The 23,495-nt window shown below is 66.1% G+C and carries 25 protein-coding genes; 7 read left to right on the top strand and 18 right to left on the bottom strand.

The features are described 5' to 3' along the window. Nucleotides 1–39: 39 nt before the first annotated feature. A complete protein-coding gene (locus ABJO18_RS00250; protein ID WP_348508736.1) occupies nucleotides 40–792 on the top strand; it encodes a thermonuclease family protein in 753 nt (250 codons plus the stop codon). Nucleotides 793–859: 67 nt separating this feature from the next. On the opposite strand, the gene ABJO18_RS00245 is transcribed toward ABJO18_RS00250, so the two are convergent. From ABJO18_RS00245 to ABJO18_RS00215, 7 genes are all read right to left on the bottom strand, one after another. Next, on the bottom strand, nucleotides 860–1,771 hold the full coding sequence (locus tag ABJO18_RS00245) for an RNA polymerase factor sigma-32 (protein WP_348508737.1): 912 nt from the start codon (nucleotides 1,769–1,771) through the stop codon (nucleotides 860–862). A 148-nt stretch (nucleotides 1,772–1,919) separates the two neighbouring features. Continuing rightward, on the bottom strand, nucleotides 1,920–2,438 hold the full coding sequence (locus ABJO18_RS00240; protein ID WP_271186421.1) for a CarD family transcriptional regulator: 519 nt from the start codon (nucleotides 2,436–2,438) through the stop codon (nucleotides 1,920–1,922). Nucleotides 2,439–2,660: 222 nt separating this feature from the next. After that, on the bottom strand, nucleotides 2,661–3,002 hold the full coding sequence (fdxA, locus tag ABJO18_RS00235) for a ferredoxin FdxA (protein WP_348508738.1): 342 nt from the start codon (nucleotides 3,000–3,002) through the stop codon (nucleotides 2,661–2,663). 64 nt (nucleotides 3,003–3,066) lie between these two features. Beyond that, nucleotides 3,067–3,516: a TerB family tellurite resistance protein gene (locus ABJO18_RS00230; RefSeq protein ID WP_348508739.1), complete on the bottom strand. Its 450-nt coding sequence runs from the start codon at nucleotides 3,514–3,516 to the stop codon at nucleotides 3,067–3,069. Nucleotides 3,517–3,552: 36 nt separating this feature from the next. After that, nucleotides 3,553–3,864 (bottom strand): RNA-binding S4 domain-containing protein, encoded by a 312-nt coding sequence (locus ABJO18_RS00225; RefSeq protein ID WP_348508740.1) that lies wholly within the window; start codon nucleotides 3,862–3,864, stop codon nucleotides 3,553–3,555. Continuing rightward, nucleotides 3,861–6,464: a helicase-related protein gene (locus ABJO18_RS00220; protein WP_348508741.1), complete on the bottom strand. Its 2,604-nt coding sequence runs from the start codon at nucleotides 6,462–6,464 to the stop codon at nucleotides 3,861–3,863. Before ABJO18_RS00220 ends, ABJO18_RS00225 begins: the two co-directional genes overlap by 4 nt. Nucleotides 6,465–6,532: 68 nt before the next feature. After that, nucleotides 6,533–7,345 carry a DUF3108 domain-containing protein gene (locus ABJO18_RS00215; protein WP_348508742.1) on the bottom strand — a complete coding sequence of 271 codons (813 nt, stop codon included), beginning with the start codon at nucleotides 7,343–7,345 and terminating at the stop codon, nucleotides 6,533–6,535. 189 nt (nucleotides 7,346–7,534) lie between these two features. Between ABJO18_RS00215 and rpmB the strand changes: the two genes are divergently transcribed. Both rpmB and ABJO18_RS00205 read left to right on the top strand, forming a co-directional pair. Then, nucleotides 7,535–7,819: a 50S ribosomal protein L28 gene (rpmB, locus tag ABJO18_RS00210; protein ID WP_271186427.1), complete on the top strand. Its 285-nt coding sequence runs from the start codon at nucleotides 7,535–7,537 to the stop codon at nucleotides 7,817–7,819. A gap of 124 nt (nucleotides 7,820–7,943) precedes the next feature. Beyond that, complete coding sequence (locus tag ABJO18_RS00205; protein WP_348508743.1) at nucleotides 7,944–9,692, top strand: amidohydrolase; 1,749 nt, start codon at nucleotides 7,944–7,946, stop codon at nucleotides 9,690–9,692. Nucleotides 9,693–9,905: 213 nt separating this feature from the next. On the opposite strand, the gene ABJO18_RS00200 is transcribed toward ABJO18_RS00205, so the two are convergent. Together ABJO18_RS00200 and cobT are read right to left on the bottom strand one after the other, a co-directional pair. Next, on the bottom strand, nucleotides 9,906–10,874 hold the full coding sequence (locus ABJO18_RS00200) for an esterase-like activity of phytase family protein (protein WP_348508744.1): 969 nt from the start codon (nucleotides 10,872–10,874) through the stop codon (nucleotides 9,906–9,908). A 14-nt stretch (nucleotides 10,875–10,888) separates the two neighbouring features. After that, nucleotides 10,889–12,799 carry a cobaltochelatase subunit CobT gene (gene cobT / locus ABJO18_RS00195; protein WP_348508745.1) on the bottom strand — a complete coding sequence of 637 codons (1,911 nt, stop codon included), beginning with the start codon at nucleotides 12,797–12,799 and terminating at the stop codon, nucleotides 10,889–10,891. 137 nt (nucleotides 12,800–12,936) lie between these two features. On the opposite strand from cobT, the gene ABJO18_RS00190 reads away from it, so the two are divergent. Continuing rightward, nucleotides 12,937–13,161 (top strand): hypothetical protein, encoded by a 225-nt coding sequence (locus ABJO18_RS00190; RefSeq protein ID WP_348508746.1) that lies wholly within the window; start codon nucleotides 12,937–12,939, stop codon nucleotides 13,159–13,161. A 4-nt stretch (nucleotides 13,162–13,165) separates the two neighbouring features. Here ABJO18_RS00190 and ABJO18_RS00185 read toward each other — a convergent pair whose 3' ends face one another. Beyond that, the gene (locus ABJO18_RS00185; RefSeq protein WP_348508747.1) at nucleotides 13,166–14,092 is read right to left on the bottom strand and encodes a CocE/NonD family hydrolase; all 927 of its coding nucleotides are present in this window, start codon (nucleotides 14,090–14,092) and stop codon (nucleotides 13,166–13,168) included. A 205-nt stretch (nucleotides 14,093–14,297) separates the two neighbouring features. Here ABJO18_RS00185 and ABJO18_RS00180 point away from each other — a divergent pair, with 205 nt between their 5' ends. Beyond that, entirely contained in the window at nucleotides 14,298–15,146 is an 849-nt protein-coding gene (locus tag ABJO18_RS00180; protein ID WP_348508748.1) for a flagellin, read from the top strand. A gap of 6 nt (nucleotides 15,147–15,152) precedes the next feature. Here the strand turns inward: ABJO18_RS00180 and arsC are convergent, their stop codons facing one another. From arsC to ABJO18_RS00140, 8 genes are all read right to left on the bottom strand, one after another. Continuing rightward, complete coding sequence (gene arsC / locus ABJO18_RS00175) at nucleotides 15,153–15,575, bottom strand: arsenate reductase (glutaredoxin) (protein ID WP_348508749.1); 423 nt, start codon at nucleotides 15,573–15,575, stop codon at nucleotides 15,153–15,155. After that, nucleotides 15,572–16,609, bottom strand: a complete 1,038-nt coding sequence (gene arsB, locus ABJO18_RS00170) for an ACR3 family arsenite efflux transporter (protein WP_348508750.1) — start codon at nucleotides 16,607–16,609, stop codon at nucleotides 15,572–15,574. Before arsB ends, arsC begins: the two co-directional genes overlap by 4 nt. A gap of 14 nt (nucleotides 16,610–16,623) precedes the next feature. Beyond that, complete coding sequence (locus ABJO18_RS00165) at nucleotides 16,624–17,118, bottom strand: ArsI/CadI family heavy metal resistance metalloenzyme (RefSeq protein WP_348508751.1); 495 nt, start codon at nucleotides 17,116–17,118, stop codon at nucleotides 16,624–16,626. Beyond that, a complete protein-coding gene (locus ABJO18_RS00160) occupies nucleotides 17,115–17,477 on the bottom strand; it encodes a metalloregulator ArsR/SmtB family transcription factor (RefSeq protein ID WP_291888504.1) in 363 nt (120 codons plus the stop codon). The genes ABJO18_RS00165 and ABJO18_RS00160 overlap by 4 nt, the downstream gene beginning before the upstream one ends. Before the next feature lie 84 nt (nucleotides 17,478–17,561). Further along, nucleotides 17,562–18,125, bottom strand: a complete 564-nt coding sequence (locus tag ABJO18_RS00155; protein ID WP_348508752.1) for a DUF1993 domain-containing protein — start codon at nucleotides 18,123–18,125, stop codon at nucleotides 17,562–17,564. Nucleotides 18,126–18,213: 88 nt separating this feature from the next. Continuing rightward, the gene (gene cobS / locus ABJO18_RS00150) at nucleotides 18,214–19,203 is read right to left on the bottom strand and encodes a cobaltochelatase subunit CobS (protein ID WP_348508753.1); all 990 of its coding nucleotides are present in this window, start codon (nucleotides 19,201–19,203) and stop codon (nucleotides 18,214–18,216) included. 161 nt (nucleotides 19,204–19,364) lie between these two features. Continuing rightward, the gene (locus ABJO18_RS00145; protein ID WP_348508754.1) at nucleotides 19,365–20,852 is read right to left on the bottom strand and encodes a PAS domain-containing methyl-accepting chemotaxis protein; all 1,488 of its coding nucleotides are present in this window, start codon (nucleotides 20,850–20,852) and stop codon (nucleotides 19,365–19,367) included. 326 nt (nucleotides 20,853–21,178) lie between these two features. Further along, a complete protein-coding gene (locus ABJO18_RS00140) occupies nucleotides 21,179–21,793 on the bottom strand; it encodes a J domain-containing protein (RefSeq protein WP_348508755.1) in 615 nt (204 codons plus the stop codon). A 178-nt stretch (nucleotides 21,794–21,971) separates the two neighbouring features. Between ABJO18_RS00140 and ABJO18_RS00135 the strand changes: the two genes are divergently transcribed. Then, the gene (locus ABJO18_RS00135; RefSeq protein ID WP_348508756.1) at nucleotides 21,972–23,147 is read left to right on the top strand and encodes a succinylglutamate desuccinylase/aspartoacylase family protein; all 1,176 of its coding nucleotides are present in this window, start codon (nucleotides 21,972–21,974) and stop codon (nucleotides 23,145–23,147) included. Between the two features lie 69 nt (nucleotides 23,148–23,216). Continuing rightward, nucleotides 23,217–23,483 carry a BolA family protein gene (locus ABJO18_RS00130; protein ID WP_348508757.1) on the top strand — a complete coding sequence of 89 codons (267 nt, stop codon included), beginning with the start codon at nucleotides 23,217–23,219 and terminating at the stop codon, nucleotides 23,481–23,483. The last annotated feature ends 12 nt before the right edge of the window (nucleotides 23,484–23,495 follow it).

The raw sequence follows: 23,495 nt of genomic DNA, 5'->3' as shown, positions 1-23,495 counted from the left end.
ATGGAATGAACGGAAAGCCGGAAAGCGATGCGCGCGACCATGCCCCTCCTGTTTCTACTGGCCCTGGCGGCCTGCTCCTTCGGTGCCGACCCTTTCACACCGGGCGAGACCGGACAAGTCGCTGAAGTTTCTGGCGCATTGACGCTCACCGTGGACACTGGCGAAAGCACGCTGGAGGTGCGTCTGGCCGAGCTGGATGCGCCGGACGAGGCCCTGAGCCGGACCTTGCTGGAGGCCGAAGCGACGGGTCATGCGGTGCGTCTTGCCTATGCCGGTCAGGAGCGTGATCGCTATGGCCGCGCGCTGGCGCAAGTGCATGTCCGGAACGCGGACGGAGCGGACACCTGGCTGCAGGCCCGCCTGGTCGAAGCAGGGGCGGCCCGCGTGCTCAGCCATGCGGATAACCGGGCGGCCGCGCGCGACCTGCTTGTTCTGGAAGGGTTTGCCCGGGCCGAGGGGCGGGGGCTGTGGGCGGACCCGGCCCATGCCGTGCGCGACACCCATCCGGACGCGCTGGCGCAGGACATCGGATCGGTGCAGCTGGTCGAGGGCCGGGTGCTGGAGGCGACGCAATTGCGCTCCGGCCGCATCTATCTCAATTTCGGTGCAGACTACCGCACCGACTTCACCATCATGATCGAAGCGGAGGACGCGCCGGCTTTCATCGAGGCCGGTCTGGGCCCCGATGCGCTGGAGACGCGCCGCATCCGGGTGCGTGGCTGGATCGAGGACGAGAACGGTCCGATGATCCGCATCGATCATCCTGAACGGATCGAAGTCCTCGTCGACTGACCCGGCCTCGGCTTCGGGGTCTGCGAAGAGCGACCCGGTGCCCGACGCGGGTCGGGCTTTGCCGTGATCAGTTCGGGATCAGCCCGCACGTGGCCGGGTCGCCATGCCGGTCGGTCAAAGCCCTGCGGATCTTGTCCAGGGCTGCAGTCTCGATCTGGCGGACGCGTTCCTTGGAGATACCGAGGCGGTCGCCCAGCATTTCTAGGGTCGAGCCTTCCTCGCTGAGGCGCCGTTCGCGAATGATCAGCTGTTCGCGCGGGTTCAGCGTGTCGATGGCCTGGCCCAGCCACGCCTTGCGGCGTTCGCTGTCGGTCCGGTCCATCACCTCGTCCTCCGGTGCACAGCTCTCATCGACCAGCAGGTCCTGCCACTGCATCTGGTCCTCTTCGCCGACCGGCGCGTTGAGCGAGCGGTCGACGGCGCTCAGGCGCGAGGCCATCATGTCCACATCCTCCTCGCGCACCTTCAGCTCCTCGGCGATCAGGCGGCGGTTCTCCGGCGTCAGCCCGCCGCCATCGACATCGCCCGTGCGGGCGCGGATGCGGCGCAGGTTGAAGAAGAGGGATTTCTGGGCCGAGGTCGTGCCGGTGCGCACGATCGACCAGTTGCGCAGCACATAGTCCTGGATGCAGGAGCGGACCCACCAGGTCACATAGGTGGAGAAACGGACATCGCGGGAGGGATCGAACCGCTCCGCCGCTTTCATCAGGCCGATATTGCCTTCCTGGATCAGGTCGGAGAAGGGCAGGCCGTAGCGGCGGAAGCGGGCGGCCGTGGCCACGACAAGGCGCATATGGGCTTCGGTGAGGCGGTGAAGCGCGGCTTCGTCGCGGTGCTCGGACCAGCGGCGGGCGAGGTCCTGTTCCTCCTCGCGCGACAGGAGCGGTACCGCCATGGCGGTTTTGACAAAGCGCTGTTCGCCGGCATCGCGCTGGCGCGGCGCGGCGGTTGTCTCGGGGGCAGTCCGGGTTGCAGGCATCCTCACATCCTCCTTACCGTCTCTTACGGCGGGCAGGGCGGAGCGGATCACCGGGCCAGGCAGGGGGCGGCACGGCGGCAGCGGATGCATAAAGAAAAACGCCCGGCCGGAGCCGGGCGTCTGTCTGGGCGTTACAATGCGTGACGGATCAGGCGGCTTTCTTGGCCAGCGAGACCGACAGCATTTCACGGGCCTTGTCGTGCTCGATATTCTCGACGGCAGCCAGTTCGCGGACCATGCGGTCGAGCGCGGATTCATAGAGCTGACGTTCGGAGTAGGACTGCTCGGGCTGGTCTTCTGCACGGTGCAGGTCGCGAACGACTTCGGCGATCATGATCAGGTCGCCCGAATTGATCTTCGCTTCGTATTCCTGTGCCCGGCGGCTCCACATGGTGCGCTTCACCTTGGCCTTGCCCTTCAGCGTCTTCATCGCGTCCTTCACGATACGATCGCTGGACAGCGGGCGCATGCCCGACGCGTCGGCCTTGGCGGTCGGCACGCGCAGCGTCATTTTATCCTGTTCGAACGTGACGACGTAGACTTCGATGTCGAAACCCGCGACCGTATCCTTCTCAACGCCCGTGACCTGACCGACACCGTGGGCCGGGTACACGATAAAGTCGCCTTGCTTGAAAGACTTGTTGTCGTTGGCGGTTTTTTTCGTCATGGATGCTCTCTGGTTGGGCCTTCCTTGCCGGTGGGACCCAATAGCACGCAGATCGCTCCCGAAGTTGTTCCGGCACCCACCCGGCTCCGAGATCGACTAATCCTGCGTGCAAGCCACCGCACAGAAAAGCGGGCAGCGCCACATGCACTGCCCATCAATCCGTGGAACATATCACAAACTACGGAATTTTCCAAACGGTAGCGTTTGGTTAACCCGGCGCGGCTAGTCGCCCGATCCGGGTTTTTCGGAGAAGTACTTCTCGTACTTGCCCTCTTCCTCGGCCATGGCATCGGCGTCGGCGGGCGGATCCTTGCGCACCGTGATGTTCGGCCAGACCTCGGCGAATTTCGAGTTCACGGCCAGCCACTTGCCGTCCGGGTCGTCCTCGGTGTCCGGCTTGATCGCCTCGACCGGGCATTCCGGTTCGCAGACGCCGCAATCGATGCACTCGTCCGGATGGATGACGAGGAAATTCTCGCCCTCGTAGAAGCAGTCGACGGGGCAGACTTCGACACAATCGGTGTATTTGCAGCGCACGCAGGCGTCAGTGACGATATAGGTCATGGCAGCCGGATTTCATGGACGGGGCAGGTATGCCGGCGGGACATGGGCCGCAGGCGCGGTTTTGTCAACGGGGCCGCATGTGCGCTTCTGCACGCGATCGGGCGAAGACGCGCTCCCGGTCGCCGACGGCGAGCAGGGGCGTGACGCGCCGGATGAAGGCGTCCTCGAAGGGCGATTTCTCGCCATCGGCCAGGGCAACACGCCACAGCTGTTCCACCAGCGCGACGCGTTCCTGCTTGTCCAGACAGGCCTTCACCACCTTGGTGAAGCTGTGATGATCGACCGCAGTTTCGGCCAGGCTCTCGGCCTGGTCGAGCACGCGGGCCGCCTTCTCGTCGGACATGGAAAAGGCTGCCGACAGGATGGCGCGGATCTGCTCCTGCTCGCAGTCGGCATAGATGCCGTCGGCCAGTGCCGCCTCGACGAGCAGAGCCGTCGCCGCAACATGCGGATCGAGTTCGGGATGGGATTCGCCGGTATCGGCGGTGAAGAGACGCTTGATGGATTCGAACATGGCCGGGTCCTCTAAGGTCCGGGTTTATCGGCATATTTACGCGGCGGGCTCGGCCGGCTCCCCGGCCTCGTCGAGCCGGCGATAGAGCAGGCGGGCTTCCGCCGCCGGGCCGCGCCGTTCGCCCAGGCCCAGGATTTCGAGCCGGACAATCTGATTATTCAGGGGGAGCGTCAATGTGTCGCCCTCACGAACCAGGGCCGAAGCCTTGGTGATCCGGCGCGTTGTGCCGGCGGTCTCGATACGAATCTGCCCCTTCGTCACGATACGGGTGGCCAGGGTGCGGGTCTTGAACAGGCGGGCATGCCACAGCCAGACATCCACCCGCTGTCCGCTACCCGCCTCGCTCACGGCTTGGAGGCCTTGCGGCTGCGCTTGCGGCCCGGCTTGCGGGCGTTCGCGGCACCCGTGCCGGCGACATTCAGGGCGGCCAGAGCGGCAAACGGGCTGTCGGCGGGCGGCGGGGGCGCGGCAGCCGGCTTAGGCCGCGGGCGGGCCTGGGGACGCCGCTTGCGCCGGTCCCAGCGTTCGCCTTCGGCCTTTTCCGGATCGGGGCCCTTCTGGATGCGCTTGTAACCCAGCGTGGTCAGCGTGCCGCGCAGGTCCTCCACCGAACAGCCCAGCAGCGCCGTCATGTCGGCGGTCAGCGGGAAGCCGGGCTCCTGATCCACCGCGCGGGCATCGCGCAGCGTATCGGCGAGGCGTTCGAGCATGTCGAAGCGCACGGCGCGCGGACCGCAGGGGTAGAAACCGACGGTCGCATAATCGGCACGCGAGCGGCCGCGATCATTGGCGATCGAGGTCAGGCCGGGCGCCGGCAGCCAGCTGATATCGGTCGACCCGGCGGCGATCGCCTGCAGCAGGGCGTTCAGCCGCGCCGGGGCGGGTTTCACAAGCTCGGGCACGTAGACCATGTGCTCGCCGATCCGCACGCCGACAGCGCGCAGGGCGCGGCGCTCGTCCTGGGACAGGGCGCGCACCTCCTCGGAGATGGTCAGGCGGGCGAGGGCGCCACCGGCCTCGTGCAGGCGCCAGGCGACGCCGCGGGCCGGGCCGGGCAGCTCGTCGGACTGGCCGGCTTCGCGCAGCTTGAACAGCGGTGCCAGAACCGTCTCGATATGTTCGCGCACGCGGGCTTCCAGCGTCGACTGGGCGGCTGCCTGGGCTTCCGTCGTTCCCAGGTCGCCGCCGACCAGCTTGATGGCCGGTTTCAGCGGGCCGGGGCCGGGGATCAGCTGGGCCACGGTCTCGCCGTTCCAGATGATCTGGCCATCATCGGTGAAGGTCAGGTCTGTCATGTCTGTCCTAGCCAGGGCGCCGAGGCGCCGGTTGATTTCAGGTCGCAACGCTCTCAGCGCCGCGGACTTCAGGGTGCGGGCGGCCAGCTCGCGGCCTTCTGCATCGGGCCTGAACGTCAGTCCGTCAAGACGTCCGACGAAATGACCCTCTACCGTCACCTCGCCCGTGTGCGATACGCCGGCCAGCAGGTCGCGCTCGTCGCGCAGGCCTTTCACCAGTGCACTGGTGCGGCGGTCGACGAAGCGCTGCATCAGCCGTTCGTGCAGGGCGTCGGACAGTGCGTCCTCGATCTGGCGCGTGCGGCCGCGCCAGTGATCGGGGTCCTGCGTCCAGTCGGCGCGGTGCGCGGCATAGGCCCAGGTGCGCACATAGGCGAGGCGCGAGGCCAGCGCGTCGACATCGCCGGAGGTCTTGTTCAGCCGTTCCAGATGGCCGGCCAGCCAGTCGTCGGGCAGGCGATTGCCGGGGCCGGTCAGGTGCAGATAGATCGACTTCACCAGCCGGGCATGGGCGTCCAGCGTTGCCTTGCGGAAATCGGGCAGGCGGCAGGCATCCCATAGCCGGCTCACCCCGTCGCGGCCGGTCGCGCGGTCACGCACTTCGCGATCGGCCGCCAGCACGCCCAGGGCGCGCTCGTCCATCGCTTCGCCGACCCGCTCCAGCGCCGGGTGGCGCGAGGGTTTGCCGAGCGAGAATTGCAGCGCGTCCAGCGAGCTTTCGTCGAGATCGGGATTGCGCCAGCGCAGGCGTTCCACGGGGGCAAAACTGTGGGCCTCCACGGCCTCGACGACATCCGGCTCGAACGGCCGGCAATCGGCGGTCTCGCCGAATGTGCCGTCGGACCGGAAACGGCCGGCCCGGCCGGCGATCTGGCCGAGCTCGGCCGGGGTCAGCCGGCGCCGGCGGCGGCCGTCGAACTTGCGGCTCTCGGCAAAGGCGACATGGTCGATATCCATGTTCAGCCCCATGCCGATGGCATCGGTGGCGACGAGGAAGTCCACTTCGCCGGACTGGTAGAGCTCGACCTGGGCGTTGCGGGTGCGCGGCGACAGACCGCCCATCACGACCGCAGCCCCGCCGCGCCGGCGGCGCAGGAGTTCCGCGATGGCGTAGACCGCCTCGGCCGAGAAGGCGACCACGGCCGAGCGGCGTGGCAGGCGGGTCAGCTTGGCTGGCCCGGAATAGCTCAGCTGGGAGAAGCGTTCGCGATGCTCGGTATCGGCGCGCGGCACGAGTTCGCGGATCAGCCGGGTCATCGTGCCCGAGCCGAGGATCATGGTCTCTTCGGTGCCGCGGGCGCGCAGGAGGCGGTCGGTGAAGACGTGCCCGCGTTCCGGATCAGCGGCCAGCTGCACCTCGTCGATGGCGACGAAGGCGACGCGCTTTTCCACCGGCATGGCTTCGGCGGTGCAGATGAAATAGCGCGCCGAGGCCGGCACGATCTTTTCCTCGCCGGTGATCAGCGCGACGGCGGCCGCGCCCTTGGCTTTCACCACCCGATCATAGACTTCGCGTGCGAGCAGGCGCAGGGGCAGACCGATCATCCCGGAGGACCGGCCCAGCATCCGCTCGACGGCGAGGTGTGTCTTTCCGGTATTGGTCGGTCCGAGCGCGGCCGTTATCTGGCCGGGACCGTCATTGCGCGCCAACATGACGCCCCCTCCTTAGGCCGGACGCCGGGGGCAGCGCAAGGCTGCTCACCGGCTCCCGGCATGCAGGATCAGCTTTCCTGGATCGAGCGGGCAGTGATCGTCACCCCGCCAAAACCGGCATTCGTCCGGATGCGCACGGGGACATAGAGATCGCCGCCATGCACCGGCGCCATCCAGAAGGTGATCGGATGGGAGATGGTATCCTCGTCGGGGAATTCATCCGCCTCATAGCCCGAGATCGGCTCGTAGTAGGCGTGGCAGATCTGGGCATCGCCCGACCAGGCCCGGGTGCGGACCCGTTCGGTACCGCCATCCTCGAAGCGCAGATTATAGCGCGCCCGGCCGTCGAATACGGGCAGCTGGCCGTCACACAGCGAATCGCTGCTGGAGGCAGCGCCCAGCCCGATGGCCAGCAGGGTGGAAAGCGGGTCGGAGGCCCCGGCACGCTCCTCTGCCGTCGCCGGCGGTTCACCCATATTGCCGAAGGGCGGTTCGATATTCGGCGTCGCCACCCCGTCGGGGAAGTCGATGCCGACCGTGCGATTCTTCGAGCTGGCATGATTGTAGTGGCTGTAGCGCCAGGGCTGCAGCCGGGGGCCGTAGCGATAGCCGGACACGCCCGCCTCGATATCCGCATCGGAGAACAATGCCGCCAGCCCGGCCGTCGTCAGCCGCGCCGAGGCGCTGTAGTCGTCATTGGCGAACTGGCCGTTCACGACGATATCGGCGACCTGGAAGATCATGACCGAACCGGAATACTGCACAGTGATGCCCCGCACGCCGGCAGCTGCCGCGCTATCTGCTGCATCATCGGCCGCAAGGACCGGCACGGTGCCGGTCAGGCCAAGCGCCATGGCTCCGATAACCCACGCGTTTTTCACTCGAAACTCTCCTCGGCTATGCACCGCCGCCAGCTTGACCCCGATATATCAACTGCAATAACCGAACAAAACCGGCTGCAAGATGAACGGTGCAAGCTTGACGCCGTCGCGCCGCTCCGTTATCTCGCCCGCTCTCGCGCCGCTCGCAAGATCGGTGCGCACGGATTATTCTTTGTGAAAGGTGCGACTATGGCGCGTCGCTGCGAACTGACCGGCACGGGCGTGATGACGGGGAACAATGTGTCCCACGCTCAGAACAAGACCCGCCGCCGTTTCCTGCCGAACCTGTGCGATGTCACGCTGGCTTCGGAAAAGCTGGGTCGTAACTTCAAGCTGCGCATCGCTGCGAAGGCGCTGCGGTCTGTCGACCATGTCGGCGGCCTGGATGCCTTCCTCCTCAAGGCCCGCGACGAGAGCCTCTCGGACCGCGCCCTGAAGATCAAGCGCGACCTGAAGAAGGCTCTGGCAGCCTAAGCGCTTCCGGACCTGACCGAATTCGATCAACGCCCGCTGTTCCTGCAGCGGGCGTTGTCGTATGCGCGGCATGCCGCTAGCTTCCTCGCGGTTTTCGGACGTGAAGATCCGGGGGGAGGCCGTCATGACAAACAGGATTTCCGCAATCGCCGCAGCGTTCGGCGCTCTGGCACTGGCAGCCTGCGGCAGCGGCGAGCCCGCCGCCGAGGCGCCGGCCACGCCCCGCCCGGCTGAACCGGCACCGGATGATGGCGGTATTCCCGCCGCCGACATGGTCTTCTTCGGCGGTCCCATCTACACCGCCGACGATGCGCGTCCGACGGTCGAGGCCGTTGCTGTCCAGGACGGCCGCATCGTTTTCGCCGGACCGCGGGCCGGCGCCAATATCTGGGTCGGACAGGCCACGCGCCTTGTCGATCTGGAGGGCGCGGCGATGTATCCGGGCTTCACCGACAGCCATATCCATGTGCTCGGCGTCGGCCAGCGCGAACGCCTGCTCAATCTGGATGATGTGCGCTCGGTCGCCGAGCTGGTCGAACGCGTCTCCGGCGCCGTCGACGCGGCCCAGCCGGGCGATGTCGTCTTCGGTCGCGGCTGGATCGAGACTCACTGGCCGGAAGGCCGTTTCCCCACGCGGGACGATCTGGATGCCGTGTCACCGGACAATCCGGTCGTGCTGGTCCGGGCCGACGGCCATGCGCTGGTCGTCAATTCTGCGGCACTGGAAGCCGCTGGCATTGATCGCGATTCGCAGGCGCCGGAAGGCGGGGAGATTCTGTTCGACGAGGCCGGCGAGCCGACCGGCATGCTGATCGACACCGCCATGGGGCCGGCTCACGCGCTCGTCGCCCAGCCGTCCGGTGCCGAGCGCGCCGACACCTATGCCGAAGGCGCAGACCGTCTTGCCAGCCTGGGCTGGACGGGCGCGCACGACATGTCGGTGCCCTGGTCGGATGTGGCGATGATCGAGGATCTCGCCGCAGCAGACCGCCTGCCGATCCGCGTCTATATCTCGATTAATCCGGGCGGCTATGCCGATCTGGCGGCCGGCGAGGTGCCGCGCACGGCCGATGACGGCCGGGTCATCACCCGGGCCGTGAAACTCTATATGGACGGTGCGCTGGGCTCGCGCGGTGCGGCGCTGCTGGAGCCCTATTCCGACCGGCCCGACACGTCCGGCCTGCGGATCGCGGAAGCCGACGAGACGACGGGCATGATGACCCAGGCCCTGCGCGACGGCATCCAGATGAATGTCCACGCCATCGGCGATCGCGGTAATCGCTCGTTGCTCGACTGGGTGGGCGAGGCGCTGGACCAGGTTCCCGCAGAGGGCCGCGCCCTGGCCGAACATCGCTGGCGCGATGAGCACAGCCAGATCGTCCACCCGGACGATATCCCCCGCTTTGCCGAACTGGGCGTGATCGCCTCCATGCAGCCCTCCCACGCCATCGGCGACCTGCACTTCGCACCCGACCGGCTGGGCGATGCCCGGCTGGAGGGCGCCTATGCCTGGCAGAGCCTGCTGGATGCCGGCGCACACCTCACCGGCGGATCGGATGCACCGGTCGAGCAGGGCGATCCGCGGATCGAATACTATGCCGCCACGGCACGCGCCGATCTGTCCGGCTTCCAGGGCGAGAACTGGCATGCCGAGGAAGCCCTGTCGCGCAGCGACGCGCTGAAACTCTTCACGCTCTGGCCGGCCTATGCCTCCTTCCGCGAGAACGAGCTGGGCTCGATCGAGACCGGCAAGCGGGCCGATTTCACGGTCTTCTCCGCCGACATCATGACCATCCCGGAAGCGGAGATCCTCGAGGTCGAGCCGATGATGACCGTGGTCGAGGGGGAGATTGTCTGGGAGCGGCCGGAGTAGGTGGCAAAGGCCGGCGCCCGCCCATCTTGTCATCCCGGATGAATGCCCCGCGAAGGCGGGGCGGAAGTCCGGGACCCATACGCTTCCTGCCGCTCCAGCTCGCTATGTCGCTGATATCGAGCCGGCTTTCGGGTGATTGCCGTGCTTATGGGTCCCGGCGCTGCAACCCGCCTGCGCGGGCTTCCGGCCGGGATGACACGGTGTCGAGACGAACTACTCCCCCACCGCAAATGCCATCAGCAGGGTGCGCTGGCGGTCGGAGAAATTGTCGTCGGAGATGATCAGGACCAGGGTCTCGCCGCCGCGTTCGATCACGGCGATGCCCTCGAAATTGTCGACGGGCAGGGGCGGGTCGATCCGGCCGAGCGTGTCCGGCGTGATCGCGGCCGGCGTACCAGGCTGCGGCACCGGGAAGGCGATGATGCCGATCCGGTTGCCGGCTGCGCGCGAATAGAAGCGCTCCAGGGCGTAGATCGTGCCGTCATGTGCGGCCATGCCGGTCAGCCCGAAAGAGGGGCGCGAGTGCAGGCTGTAGCGCTGCCAGCCCGTATCGTCGCCTGCCCACAGCGCGTGACCCAGTCCGAGATCGGTCGGGTATTCCACGCCCATCACTAGGCACCCCCCGTCTGTGAGGGCCAGGGATTCAAGGCCGCGATTGTCCGGCAGGCCGGACAGGGCGTCCGGGATAACCATTGTTTCGGGCAGGGCCGTGCCGGCGGCCGACCAGTCCTCGCCCAGCGCATAGGTCAGCACGCGGTGCTGGCGCTCGAAACTCACCGCATAGCGGCCATCGCCCAGCGCGGTCAGGCCTTCGCTGTCGCCGGAGCGGCCCTCGAAATGACGGCCATCGCTGTCGCGTACGGGTGAGATGGAAAGGTCGCTGAAGCCGGTCAGCGTATTCGTCGCATCGTCCCAGGCCAGCGCGCCGGTGACCCACCAGGCGCTGTCGGAGAGCGCAAGAAGGCGTGTGCCGTCTGCCGAGACTTCCAGGGCCGACAGGCCGCCGAAGCGTTCATCGTCAGACGCCAGGACGAGCCCGCCGCGATAGGCCAGCCGGCCCAGCGTGGCCTGTTCCTCGGGACCGGCCTCCAGTGGCAGGGCGGCCGCCGTCACCGACTGGGCATGGGATACCGGCTGCAGCGCCAGACAGAGAGCCGCCGCAGCAAGACCGAAACGCATCATTTCCGTGTCTCTCCTCAGCGGCCGCCGGCCAGGGAGGCCCAGTCGCCGCGCTTCAGGCCCGATGTCGCCGTTTCTCCCCGGCTGGAGAAACGCGTGCCCGGGCCGCCATCCTCTTCGAACAGGGCGGCCAGCTGGTCGGTCATGGCGCCACCGAGCTGTTCGACGTCATTGATGGTAACCGCGCGGCGATACCAGCGTGTGACATCATGGCCGATACCGATGGCCAGCAGCTCGACTTCCGAACGGTTCTCGATCAGGGCGATGGTCTCGCGCAGATGGCGTTCCAGATAGCCCGGGGAATTGGCCGATTGGGTGCCGTCATCGACCGGTGCGCCGTCGGAGATCACCATCATGATGCGGCGCTGTTCCGGCCGGGCGCCCATGCGCTTCCAGGCCCACAGCAGGGCTTCGCCGTCGATATTTTCCTTCAACAGGCCCTCGCGCATCATCAGGCCCAGATTGGTGCGGGCGCGGCGCCAGGGCGTGTCGGCGGACTTGTAGATGATGTGGCGCAGATCGTTCAGGCGGCCCGGGTGCGGCGGCTTGCCCTCGGCGAGCCATTGCTCCTTCGAGCGGCCGCCCTTCCAGGCCTTGGTGGTGAAGCCGAGAATCTCCGTCTTCACACCGACCCGCTCCAGCGTGCGGGCGAGAATGTCGGCGCAGGCCGCGGCGACCATGATCGGCCGGCCGCGCATGGAGCCGGAATTGTCCAGCAGCAGGGTGACGATCGTGTCGCGGAATTCGGTATCGCTCTCCTGCTTGTAGGACAGGGGCAGGGTGGGGTCGGCAATGACACGGGCCAGGCGCGAGCCGTCCAGCACGCCTTCCTCGAGGTCGAACTGCCAGGCGCGTTCCTGCTGCGCCATCAGGCGGCGCTGCAGGCGGTTGGCCAGGCGGCCGACGACCTGGTCGAGCCCTTTGAGGGCATTGTCGAGGTATTTGCGGAGCCGCTCCAGCTCGTCCGCATCGCACAGATCCTGGGCCTGGATCACCTCGTCGAATTCGCGGGTGAAGACCTTGTAGGCCTTGGCATCGCCCTCGCCGGAGGGCTGCCAGTTGGGCCGCATGGCGGTCTGGGCGGCGCCTTCATCATCCATGGCGTCGACGCGCGTATCGGCGTCCTCGCCCTCGGCATTGATCTCTTCCTCGTCGCCGGCCGTGCCCGAGGCATCCGGCGTGTCGGGCTGTTCGCCGTCCTTGCCGTCATCCTGCTCGTCCTCGCCGGTACGCTGCTCGCGATCGACGCCCTCATCGTCATCGTCCTGGTTTTCCGACTGTTCCGGATCGCCGCCCAGCTCGTCGGCCAGGTCGAGATCCTCGATCACGGTGCGCAGGAGATCGGCAAAGGCCTGCTGGTCGCCGGCATTGCGCGCCAGGGCGTCGAGCGATTTGCCGGCGACGGTTTCCAGCTGGTCGCGCCACAGCTTCATCAGCCCGTCGGCTTCCGGCGGGGTCGGACGCCCGGTGATCCGCTCGCGGACCAGCATCGCCACGGCCTCTTCCATCGGGGCAGCCTGGCGATCCTCGACGCGCTGCCAGCCCTTCTGCCGGCAGCGGGCGATGAGGGCGGCATCGAGATTGTTGGCCATGCCGCGCATGTCACGCGCGCCAAGGCTTTCCACGCGGGCCTGCTCGGCCGCATGGAAGATCGCGCGCGCCGTCGCGCCGGGCGGCAGGGCGCCGAGATGGGCCGCTTCGTCATGGTGCGCCAGCCGCAGCGCCAGCGCATCGGCGCGGCCGCGCACGGCTGCTGCAGCAGCAGCCGACGGTTCCGGTCCGGGATTGGGCAGCACAATGCGTCCGCCCGACAGGCCGGCAATCTCGCCGCCATAGCGGACATCGAGATCCTTGTCGCCGGCGATGGCGCGGGTGGTGATGGCGAGGGCGCGCTTGAACGCGTCCGGGTCTCTGGGCGGCTGGCTCATAAGCGCAACCTAATCCATCCGCACGAAATTGCGAGGGCGGCAAAGCGTCCCCCTGCATGGGATTTCAGCGGAACCGGCACGGCCGCCACGCGTTTTAAGAGTACCGGTTGTTTCGCAACCTGAAAGGAGGCCCGGTCATGACCAAGGTTGATTTCGAAAAAGCCCTTCTGGACCCGGCAGGCACGTTCGACGAGCCGGAAGACGTCGTGCGCAACGACGCCCTCTCGCGCGAACAGAAGAAGGAAATCCTCGAGCGCTGGCAGCATGATGCCGAGGAGCTGGTCGTTGCGTCCGGCGAAGGCATGCCCGGCGGCGGCGAAAACCAGCTGCGTAAGGTCGCCAAGGCGCTGGACGCGGTCTGAACCGCTATTCCAGCACGCCGATGGAGACCAGCCAGTCACGCGAGATCGCCGCGATATCGTAGCGCTCGCCCGTGACGGTGTTTGTGAAGTTGTGGTCGCCAAAGGGCAGGATATGGACGGTGTGGTGCGTTTCGCCGTTCTCGATGCGCGCCCCGATCAGGTCGATCGAGGGCAGGACGGGGATGACACCGTCGCTCAGTCCGAAGAACCAGAGCGTGGGCGTGTCACTGTCGTCCAGAACAGGCGCCGGATCGAAGCCCGGCTCGCCCGTAAAGGCGATGGCGGCCGCCTCGGCGGTCAGCATGTCTGTGCGGGTGATGGTGTCGCGCGCGCCCACCGACTGCATCAATGCGGCTTCGTGCGCGGCTTCTGCGCCCGCCGACACCGAAACACCCTCACCGATGATGATGAAACCGATCCCGATTCCGGTGTTCTCGCGCAGGAGGCTGTCTGCCAGGGGCATGATCCAGCCGGCCTGGCTGCCGCCGAACAGGCCGATCCGCGTTTCGTCGATACCGTCCTGACCGGCCAGCCACTGCACAGAATGGGCGACGTCCCAGGCGAGGTCGTGGAAGACACGATCGCTCGTTTCCACCGAGAAGCGTTCGTATTCGCCGGTCGATTCGCCCGTCCCGCGCTTGTCGAAGGACAGGACCGCAAAGCCCATGGCCAGCGCAGCATTGGTGTAGAAGCCGACACCGTCGCGCGTGGTCGCTGCCGAGCCGTGCGCGGTGACGATGGCTGGCAGCTCGCCGGACGCGCCGGCCGGCCGGTAGAGGGTGGCGCCCAGTTCGACATCGCCCGCCGGAATGGTGACGCGCACGGTTTCGGCCTCGCTGAGCGGTGATGCGTGAGCGGGAGAGCCGGCCACCAAGGCAAGGGTCGCGATGAAAAGGCAGACGGTCTTCCGCCATCCGGGGGTGTTGCGCATGTGACTGGTCTCCTGACGCCCGATATTGCAATCAGACCTGCCTGCCGATTCCGGATCAATTCACAAGGGGTTGATCGACGAATGACGTCCTCGGCGCGGCATAATCCATGAACAGTCCGGAAAGGAGTTGATAACCACATCACGGCATCCTGTCCGGTGGAGCCCGGAAAAAGTGGGCCCGACAGGTGGCGAGACAAAAGGCTGGATGACCTATTCGGTCCATTCCATGGCCAGCGTGAACTCTGCGCTGCAGCATATGGATATGCTGCAACGGGACAGTGTGAAAGTGCACACCCGTATCGCGACAGGGCTCAAGATTGGCAGCGCGAGCGATGGCGGCGCGATCTGGGCCCTGGCCCAGGGCATGCGCGCGTCCAACGGTGCGCGCGGCGAGGCGCTGACCTCGATGGATCTGGCCACCGGCGTCGTGGAAACGGCGCTCGCCGCCGCTGAAGGCATTTCCGATCTGATGGTTGAAATGCAGGGCAAGCTTGTCGCCGCCACCGACACTTCGCTCGACGAACAGGGCTGGCGCACCCTGATGAACGACTTTGTCGCCCTGGGTAATCAGGCCCAGCACCTCGTCGCCAACGCATCCTTCAACGATATCAACCTGCTCGAAGCCGGGGCCGCCGATATCTCGGTGCTCGTTTCGGAGAACCCCAACGCCCAGATGGCGATTGCCGCGGAAGATCTGAGCGATGGTGGCGGGATTTTCGATTCGACCCTGCCGGCCAGCCTGCCGCAAACCGATGCCAGCGGTCTCGCCACCCGGCCGGACGCAAGCATGGTCGCAGACTTCGAAACCTCGATGAACGCCGTCAATGCCGCGATCTCGCGCCTGGGCGTCAGCCTGAAGACGCTGGAGATCCAGCGCACCCTCCTGGTCAAGCAGATCGACGTGACCGATGCCGGTATCGGCAATCTCATCGACGCGGATCTCGGCCGGGAATCAGCCAAGCTCAAGGCGTTGATGGTGCGCGAGGATCTGGGTCTGCAAGCCCTTGCGATCGCCAATGAGGCCCCGCGCACCATCCTGCGCTTCTTCCAGTAGGATCAGCTAGCTATCGACCCGGGCGCCGCTTGCGTCGATCACGGGCGTGCCGTCTTCCAGTTCGAACGGGCCTGAAGGCCAGGTTTCCAGCAGGTCGAGCACGCCGGGGCTGGGCCGGCACAGGCGTACGCCGCGCGGCGTGCACACGATGGGCCGGTTCACCAGAACGGGATGCTCCAGCATGGCATCCAGGATCTGCGTGTCGGACACGCCGGGTTCGAGCAGGCCCAGCTCCGCCGCCGGCGACTTGGTCTCGCGCAGCGCCTGGCGCGGCGTCAGGCCGGCGGCTGCGAACAGGCCGAGCAATTGCGGCCGTGTCCAGCCGGTTTCCAGATACTCGATCACGACCGGGTCCTCGCCCGCCGCCTTCACGATGGCGACGACATTGCGTGATGTGCCGCAGTCCGGATTGTGATGGATGACGATCATGGCGCGGGTGTCTCCGGTCCGGGGAAATGGCTGCGTGTACGGTTGGCAAAGGCCACCAGCGACAGCATGACCGGCACTTCCACCAGCACGCCCACGACGGTCGCGAGCGCCGCGCCCGAATTGAGGCCGAACAGGCTGATCGCGACCGCGACCGCCAGTTCGAAGAAGTTCGATGTGCCGATCATCGCGCAGGGGGCGGCAACAGGGTGCGGTACGCGCCAGACCCAGGCGGCGCCATAGGCCAGGGCGAAGATGCCATAGGACTGGATCAGGATCGGCACGGCGATCAGGGCGATCAGCAGGGGACGTTCCAGGATGACATGGCCCTGGAAGCCGAACAGCAGCACGACCGTGCCCAAAAGGCCGAGGATCGAGGCCGGCTTGATGCGGCCGGTAAAGCGCGCGACAGCCTCCTCCCCGCCCTGGCGGACCAGCAGGGTACGCATCGCGATGCCGGCAATCAGCGGGATCACGACATAGAGCGCGACCGACAGGATCAGTGTCTCCCAGGGCACCGCGATATCGGTCACGCCCAGCAGCAGGGCGACGATCGGGGCGAAGGCGAACACCATGATCGCATCGTTCACGCTGACCTGGGCGAGGGTATAGGTGGCGTCGCCGCGGGTGAGTTGCGACCAGACGAAAACCATGGCCGTGCACGGCGCGGCGCCCAGCAGGATCAGGCCTGCGATATAGCCGTCAGCCTCGGCCGGCGGGATCAGTCCGGCAAAGATGTGCTTGAAGAAGGCGACGCCGAGAAAAGCCATGGTGAAGGGCTTGATCAGCCAGTTCACCACCAGGGTGATGACCAGGCCCTTTGGCCGCTCGCCGACGCGTTTCAGACTGCCGAAATCGACGGCGATCATCATCGGCCAGACCATCGCCCAGATCAGCACCGCTACGGCAAAATTGACATTGGCATATTCCAGCGCGGCGAGGGCGGCGAACAGGCCGGGCACGATTTGCGCAAGCCCGATCCCCGCCAGGATACACAGCGCCACCCAGACAGAGAGATAACGTTCGAACGTGTTCATCGATCCCGCTTCCCTCAGCCGCAGCAGGCTTTTCCGTCAGGCCGCGGTGCGGCCCTGGGCGTGCAGCAGCCACCGTCTCCGGCTTCGTGGGGAGCGTTGGCGATGACCGCCGTTTCGGGCGCCTCGCCGAGATCGTGACCGTAGTCGGTGCTTTCGCCCATCGTGCGGAAGACTTCCCAGTTGGTGCCGACGGGGTCGGCGACCCAGCTTTTTTCCGACCGCGCATAGCAGCAGGTCGTCTCGCCCTCCTCGAGAGTCTCGGCACCGGCGCGCGAGAGGCGTTCATAGACCTCGTCGAGTTCGGTCTTGTCTTCCGCCTGGATGCCGAGATGCTGGATGCCCGGACGTCCCCCGCGCGCGCTGATCGCGAAATTGACCCGCGGATCGTCGAGCATCCATTTGGCGTAGTCGGACTTGGTGGTCGTCGGACCGGCGGCGAACAGGGTCGAGTAGAAGGTGATGGCTTTTTGCAGGTCGTCGACGGCGAGATGGACGTGCAGGCGTTTCATGACAGGGACTCCTGGGGTGTGGGGCAGCAGGCGCCGCGTGCGGCAGCCTCGACAACCGGGGTGCAGATCTCCGAATGGCCCTGGCAGCAATCCTCCATCAGATAGAGGAGGAGTGCCGACATGGTTTCGAACTCGACGCTGTAGATCAGCGAGCGTCCGTCGCGGCGCTGGCGGACGAGGCCGGCCTGCGACAGCAGGTTCAGCTGGGCCGACAGCGTGTTGGGCGCGATATCGAGTGCGCGGGCGATCTCTCCTGCGGCCATCCCGTCGGGCCCGGCTTTCACCAGCAGGCGGAAGACGGCAAGGCGGCTGGGCTGGGCCAGGGCGGCGAGGCGGCGGACGGCGGTTTCTGATTCCATATTTCAACGATAATTGAACTATGGAGCCGCGCAAGCCGGTTTTTGCTGCCATGTTCAGCCGCCAGAAGTTCAGCTGCCAGTGGATCAGCCGGCGGGCGCGGTTCCCGGGCGCAGATAGGCAAACATGTGCGCCACATAGTCAGCCTTGCCCAGTTCCACGCCTTCACGGCGCAGGATCGCGTAGGCCGTCATGACGTGGAAGTAGAATTGCGGCAGGGCCCAGTCGCGCGCATAGCGCTCGCCATCGTCCAGATCGAAGGCGATACCCATCGGCAATTCCAGCGCCAGCGGCCGGCCGGCGCTGTCATCCAGCGCATCGGCGGGCAGGCTGTCGAGATAGGCCAGGGCCTCGTCGATCCGCGCGAGAGCCTCGGCCAGCGTGCCGGGATTTTCGCCGCCCTGCCGGCCTTCGTTCAGCAAGGTGTCCATCGCGTCGGGGAAGGGCTCGTGGCGAAGCCGGCGGCCGCCCTCATGGACTTGCAGGCAGGCAAAGCGGATCTGGGTCGACAGGGGGAACATGTCCGGGGCGAGGCGCGCCGCCAGCAGGGCGTCGGCATTGCCGGTCTGCTCCTCGGCCTTGCGCAGCCAGGCCGCCAGCGCGGTGAGCATCTGCCGGTAGGTCGGCAGCAAGAGATCGCTTAACGTCATGCCTGGCTCCCCGCCATTGTGATCAATCGCGGGCACCGTGCCCCCGGCGTGCGCCGGGGGTCAACAAAACCGTCAGTGACTTGCGGTGTCAGGCTGCCGAGCTTTCCGCCTTGATCGGTGCTTCCGGCAAGTCCTCGCCGAAGACGCGCTGGTAGAATTCCGCGATGGTCGGACGTTCCAGCTCGTCGCACTTGTTCAGGAAGGTCAGGCGGAAGGCGGCGCCCAGATCGCCGAAGATCTCGTAATTCTCCGCCCAGGTCAGCACGGTCCGCGGGCTCATCACCGTGGAGATATCGCCATTGATGAAGGCGTCGCGGGTGAGGTCGGCAACCTTCACCATGTCGGCGACCATCTTCTTGCCGTCCTCGCTTGCGGAGAGCTTTTTCATCTTGGCCAGCACGATGGCGTTCTCGGTCTCGCGCGGCAGGTAGTTCAGCGTCGAGACGATGGACCAGCGGTCCATCTGGCCCTGGTTGATCTGCTGGGTGCCGTGATAGAGGCCGGTCGTGTCGCCCAGGCCGATCGTGTTGGTCGTGGCGAAGAGGCGGAAGAAGGGATGCGGACGGATCACCTTGGTCTGATCGAGCAGGGTCAGCGAGCCCGAGGCCTCCAGTACGCGCTGGATCACGAACATCACGTCCGGGCGGCCGGCATCGTACTCGTCGAACAGGAGCGCGACCGGGCGCTGCAGGGCCCAGGGCAGGATGCCTTCCTGGAATTCGGTGATCTGTTTGCCGTCGCGCAGCACGATGGCGTCCTTGCCCACCATGTCGATCCGGCTGACATGACTGTCGAGATTGACCCGGACCATCGGCCAGTTCAGCCGCGCGGCGACCTGCTCGATATGGGTCGACTTGCCGGTGCCGTGATAGCCTTGGATCATCACGCGGCGATTGAAGGCAAAGCCCGCCAGGATGGACCGCGTGGTCGCCGGATCGAAGACATAGTCCGGATCGATCTTGGGCGTGTGTTCGTCCGCCCTGGAGAACATCGGCACTTCAAAGCCGGCATCGAAGCCGAACAGGGCCTTTGTGTCAGCGGTCGTATCGGGGGCAGCCAGGGGGAAGTCTTCGCTCATCGAACCGGTCTTTATCGTTGCGCGCCTTGGGGCAGGAGATGCCTGACGCCTGGATTTGATATCGACAGGTATTGCAAGGCCGCACCGGCTTCAAGTCAATGCGGCGAACACAGCCGGGGCGGCAAAACGCCCCGGCTGTCCGATGTGCGCGGTTAACAGGGTCAGGCGATCTGGCGGGCGAGTTCCTCGACGCTGCGGGTGGAGCTTTCCACGTCGCGCGTGGCGGCGTCGATTTCCTGGATCGCCTTCGAGATGTCCGTCACGCCCTGGGCGACGTCCTGCATGTTGCGGGACATGTCGGATGTCACCGATGTCTGTTCCTCGACGGCGGCGGCAACAGCCGTCGACATGCTCTCGACTTCCGAGATCGTGTTGCGGATCAAGGAGATGGCATCGGCGGCGCGTTGCGTTGCGCCCTGGACTTCGGAGACCTGCGCCGAGATTTCCCCGGTCGCCGCGGACGCCTGGTTGGCCAGGCCCTTCACTTCGGATGCAACGACGGCGAACCCCTTGCCGGCTTCACCGGCGCGGGCCGCCTCGATGGTCGCATTGAGCGCAAGCAGATTGGTCTGTTCGGCGATGGCGGTGATCAGGTTGACGATCTCGCCGATGCGTTGGGCGGCGTCGGAGAGCGTGCGGACCGTGGCGTCGGTCTTGTCGGCCTGCTCCACGGCTTCCCGGCTGACCTGGGATGCACGCGACATCTGCTGGCTGATCTCGGCGGCCGACGCGGACAGTTCCTCCGCCCCCGAAGCGATCGATTGCACCCCGGTCGAGGCCTGCTGTGCGGCCGCGGCCACGCTGGCGGTCTGCGAGGAGGTGTTCGAGGCGGACCGGGAGATTTTCTGCAGATCGGCTGCAATCGAGCGCTGGGCATCGGCGCGGCGATGCCGCTCGCTCACCTCGGCGGTGATGTCGGTCGCGAACTTCACGACCTTGAACGGCTTGCCATCCATGTCGAGGATCGGGTTGTAGCTGGCCTGGATCCAGACATCATGACCGTCCTTGGCGATCCGGCGGAACTCGGCCGACTGGAATTCGCCTCGGGCCAGTTTTGCCCAGAACTCCTTGTAGGCCGGTGCGTCGCGCTCGTCCTTCGCAACGAACAGCCGGTGGTGCTGGCCGCGCACTTCGTCGAGCGTGTAGCCCATCGTTTTCAGGAAGTTTTCATTGGCCTTGAGGATCGTGCCGTCGAGTTCGAACTCGATGATCGCCTGCGACTTGTCCAGTGCCGCCAGCTTGCCGTTGACATCGGCATTGGCCAGCTTGCGCTGGGTGACGTCGGTCGCGAACTTCACCACGCGATAGGTGCGGCCCGATGCATCCTTCACCGGATTATAGCTCGCCTGGATCCAGACGGGGCGGCCGCCCTTGCCGATCCGCTTGTACTCGGCGGCCTGGAACTGGCCGGCCCGCAGCGCGTCCCAGAACTGCCGGTATTCGGGTGTGGCGGCATATTCGGGTTCGACGAACAGGGCGTGGTTCTGACCGACGATCTCGTCCAGTTCATAACCCAGGGCGTCGAGGAAGTTGCGGTTGGCGGTCAGGATCTTGCCGTCCGGCGTGAACTCGATCACGGCCTGGGAGCGGGCGATGGCGTTGTATTTGTCGGCAATCTGGCTCTTGCCCGAATTCATCAGGTGCAGCATGGCGATGTCCCGTCGCTATCTCGTGTTGAGCCTGGGAGGCTTGTTGGCGAGAATTCTTTTATTCGAATTTGAGTCGATTTCGCGCTGCACCTGTGAACAGAAAGTTAATGGCCGAATAGAGGGCAAATATTCGGTGCTTGGTTTCCGAAGTATTTATAGAAAAACTCCAAAAAAATCAATGATTTACTATTTTAGTAGTCAACGGTCCCTTTTTGAAACAAGTATAATAATAGATTAGCATGAGTGCTTTGATCCGATTTGCGGCTATTTGAGGCTGTTTTCTGGATCAGAGGCAAACAAGGATTGCGCAGCTTGAGCGTTGTGGCTCAGGCCATGCCCGCATTCTTGAGGATCTGGTAGGCGGCGATCACGCGGCCCAGCTGTTCCTCGCTCGAGCGGTCGCCGCCATTGGCATCCGGGTGGAAGCGTTTCACCAGCTCGGCATAGCGCCGCCGCACCTTGGCCGGTTCGACATCGGCCTCCAGCCCCATCGTCTCCAGCGCCTTGGACTGGAGACGGCCCATCGATTTCTCGCGCGGGGCTTCCTTGTGCGGATCGCGGCGGTCGCCGAACATGCCGAACGGGTCGTTGAAACCGTCGGCAAAGTCGCGGCTGGCGCGCTGGGCCTTCGAGCTTGCCGAATGCGTATTGCGCCAGCTCCAGGTCGGGCGGTGGCCATAGGCGGCGCTTTCCCGGAAGGACTGGGCGGCGTGTTCGCTCATGCCCTCGAAGAAATTCCAGGACTTGTTGTATTCCGAAGCGTGCGTCTGGCAGAACCAGTAGAACTCGTTCAGCCGGTCCGTCGACTTGGGCGCGCGGCTGTCGCCGTGCTTGCGGCAACCGGGCCATTCGCACACGCGCTCTTCCGGCGCCGGCTCGTCCCGGGGCGGTTTGATGCGGATATCCTTGAACCGCGGTTTGTAGTCATAGGCGCCGGACATGCGCCAATTATGGGCATGCGTCGGTAAAGCGGCAATGAAATGCCTGTTGAAATTTGCGTCGGCGCGCAGCCTGGCCGCTGCGAAAGGCGTTCACGCCAGATTGACAGGCGAAATGGGCTCGGCTCCGCTGTCGTCAGAGCCGGGGCGTCGTGACCCGGTGACAGCGCCGGAGACCGCCATGACACTTCACCTCCGTTCCTTCCTCGCCGTCCTTGCGGCCGGCGGTCTCGGCCTGACCGGTTGCGCCTCTCTGCCGCAGGCGGAAACCGCGGCGCTGTGCGCGGGCGACGGGGTGAGCCTTCACGCCGACTTTTCCACCGCCGGCCAGCACCGCTGCCTCGTGCGCCCGGACGGTACCTTCATCGTGCGCACCGATCCGGAAGTCGCGATTGCCCCGCGCATCAATCCCAGCCCCTGGTTCGCCTTCGATATCGAGCGCGAGGAAGCAGGGACGATCGAGATCGTGCTGGACTATGGCGGCTATCGCCACCGCTACGAACCGCGCATTCTCCGCCCGGGCGGGGACTGGCAGATGGTCGATCCGGCCCGCGTCGAAGTCCTTGAGGAGGACAATCGCGCCCGGCTGACGCTCGACCTGCCTGCCGGCCGCACGCGGATTTCCGCCCAGCCCACTTATACGCCCGCCGATGTGGCCGGTTGGTCCGCGGCCTTCGCCGATGCGCATGGTTTCACCGCAATCGAATACGGCCGCTCGCTTGAAGGCCGGCCGCTGGAGGCCCTCGTCGCCGGACCCGCCGATGCCGGCCGCCTGTTGGTCGCGCTGACCCGCCAGCATCCGCCGGAATATTCCGGCGGCCGCGCCTTCGAGGCTTTTGCAACAGCGATCGGCGAGGCCCATGATGGCGGTGCGCTGGCCGGCTATCGCCTGGTACTGGTGCCGCTGGCCAATCCTGACGGCATGGCGAACGGCCACTGGCGCCTGAATTCCGGCGGTATGGATCTCAATCGCGACTGGTTCGAGGCCGACCAGCCCGAAATCGCCGCGCTGCAGGCGCTGATCCGCCGGGAGGCCGAGGGCCGCGATGTCGATGTCTTCCTCGATTTCCACTCCACCCGCCGCACCCTGGTCTACAATCCGCCTGCCGGCATTGCTGCACGCGGCGACGCACTGATGGCCGAGATGGCGGCGCGCTTCGAAGCCGCGCTCGACCCGCAACCGGACTGGATCGAGGGGCATAATACCGATGCCGGCACGTCCAAGGCCTGGGCGCTGCAGACCTTCGGCGTGGCGGGGCTGACGGTCGAGCTTGCCGACGAGGCCTCTATCGAGGAGAGCCATACGGTCGGGCGCCTGGCCGCCGAAGCGGTTCTCGCGATTGCCGCGGGGCACTGAAACCGTGCATGGCGTCGGTGCCGTCCGCGTGGTTATGGTCGGCCGCGCCCAGACTCGCGGAGTATTGCCATGTCCATGAAGGACACGATCCAGGCCCGGCTCGAAGCGGCCCTCTCGCCGCAACAGCTCGATGTGCGCGATGACAGCCATCTGCACGCCGGACATGCCGGTGCGCGGCCGGGCGGAGAAAGCCATTTCACCGTCGAGATCGTGGCGGACGCCTTTGCCGGCCGCTCGCGGGTCGAGCGTCACCGCCTGGTCAACGAGGCCCTGGCGCAGGAACTGGCCGGCCCGATCCACGCCCTCGTCATCCGCGCCCGCGCGCCGGGAGAATAATCGCGCCAGAGC

The sequence above is a fragment of the Maricaulis sp. genome (assembly GCF_039978735.1).
GTDB lineage: Bacteria > Pseudomonadota > Alphaproteobacteria > Caulobacterales > Maricaulaceae > Maricaulis.
The sequence above is the reverse complement of the archived record's forward strand: the minus strand, read 5'-3'. Positions and strand labels throughout refer to the sequence as shown.

Bases quoted from the DNA above. Each gene is read 5' to 3' on its own strand.
- ABJO18_RS00250 (WP_348508736.1), top strand. From the start codon at position 40: ATGCCCCTCCTGTTTCTACTGGCCCTGGCGGCCTGCTCCTTCGGTGCC.
- ABJO18_RS00245 (WP_348508737.1), bottom strand. From the start codon at position 1,771: ATGCCTGCAACCCGGACTGCCCCCGAGACAACCGCCGCGCCGCGCCAG.
- ABJO18_RS00240 (WP_271186421.1), bottom strand. From the start codon at position 2,438: ATGACGAAAAAAACCGCCAACGACAACAAGTCTTTCAAGCAAGGCGAC.
- fdxA (WP_348508738.1), bottom strand. From the start codon at position 3,002: ATGACCTATATCGTCACTGACGCCTGCGTGCGCTGCAAATACACCGAT.
- ABJO18_RS00230 (WP_348508739.1), bottom strand. From the start codon at position 3,516: ATGTTCGAATCCATCAAGCGTCTCTTCACCGCCGATACCGGCGAATCC.
- ABJO18_RS00220 (WP_348508741.1), bottom strand. From the start codon at position 6,464: ATGTTGGCGCGCAATGACGGTCCCGGCCAGATAACGGCCGCGCTCGGA.
- rpmB (WP_271186427.1), top strand. From the start codon at position 7,535: ATGGCGCGTCGCTGCGAACTGACCGGCACGGGCGTGATGACGGGGAAC.
- ABJO18_RS00205 (WP_348508743.1), top strand. From the start codon at position 7,944: ATGACAAACAGGATTTCCGCAATCGCCGCAGCGTTCGGCGCTCTGGCA.
- ABJO18_RS00200 (WP_348508744.1), bottom strand. From the start codon at position 10,874: ATGATGCGTTTCGGTCTTGCTGCGGCGGCTCTCTGTCTGGCGCTGCAG.
- cobT (WP_348508745.1), bottom strand. From the start codon at position 12,799: ATGAGCCAGCCGCCCAGAGACCCGGACGCGTTCAAGCGCGCCCTCGCC.
- ABJO18_RS00190 (WP_348508746.1), top strand. From the start codon at position 12,937: ATGACCAAGGTTGATTTCGAAAAAGCCCTTCTGGACCCGGCAGGCACG.
- ABJO18_RS00185 (WP_348508747.1), bottom strand. From the start codon at position 14,092: ATGCGCAACACCCCCGGATGGCGGAAGACCGTCTGCCTTTTCATCGCG.
- ABJO18_RS00180 (WP_348508748.1), top strand. From the start codon at position 14,298: ATGACCTATTCGGTCCATTCCATGGCCAGCGTGAACTCTGCGCTGCAG.
- arsC (WP_348508749.1), bottom strand. From the start codon at position 15,575: ATGATCGTCATCCATCACAATCCGGACTGCGGCACATCACGCAATGTC.
- arsB (WP_348508750.1), bottom strand. From the start codon at position 16,609: ATGAACACGTTCGAACGTTATCTCTCTGTCTGGGTGGCGCTGTGTATC.
- ABJO18_RS00165 (WP_348508751.1), bottom strand. From the start codon at position 17,118: ATGAAACGCCTGCACGTCCATCTCGCCGTCGACGACCTGCAAAAAGCC.
- ABJO18_RS00160 (WP_291888504.1), bottom strand. From the start codon at position 17,477: ATGGAATCAGAAACCGCCGTCCGCCGCCTCGCCGCCCTGGCCCAGCCC.
- ABJO18_RS00155 (WP_348508752.1), bottom strand. From the start codon at position 18,125: ATGACGTTAAGCGATCTCTTGCTGCCGACCTACCGGCAGATGCTCACC.
- cobS (WP_348508753.1), bottom strand. From the start codon at position 19,203: ATGAGCGAAGACTTCCCCCTGGCTGCCCCCGATACGACCGCTGACACA.
- ABJO18_RS00145 (WP_348508754.1), bottom strand. From the start codon at position 20,852: ATGCTGCACCTGATGAATTCGGGCAAGAGCCAGATTGCCGACAAATAC.
- ABJO18_RS00140 (WP_348508755.1), bottom strand. From the start codon at position 21,793: ATGTCCGGCGCCTATGACTACAAACCGCGGTTCAAGGATATCCGCATC.
- ABJO18_RS00135 (WP_348508756.1), top strand. From the start codon at position 21,972: ATGACACTTCACCTCCGTTCCTTCCTCGCCGTCCTTGCGGCCGGCGGT.
- ABJO18_RS00130 (WP_348508757.1), top strand. From the start codon at position 23,217: ATGTCCATGAAGGACACGATCCAGGCCCGGCTCGAAGCGGCCCTCTCG.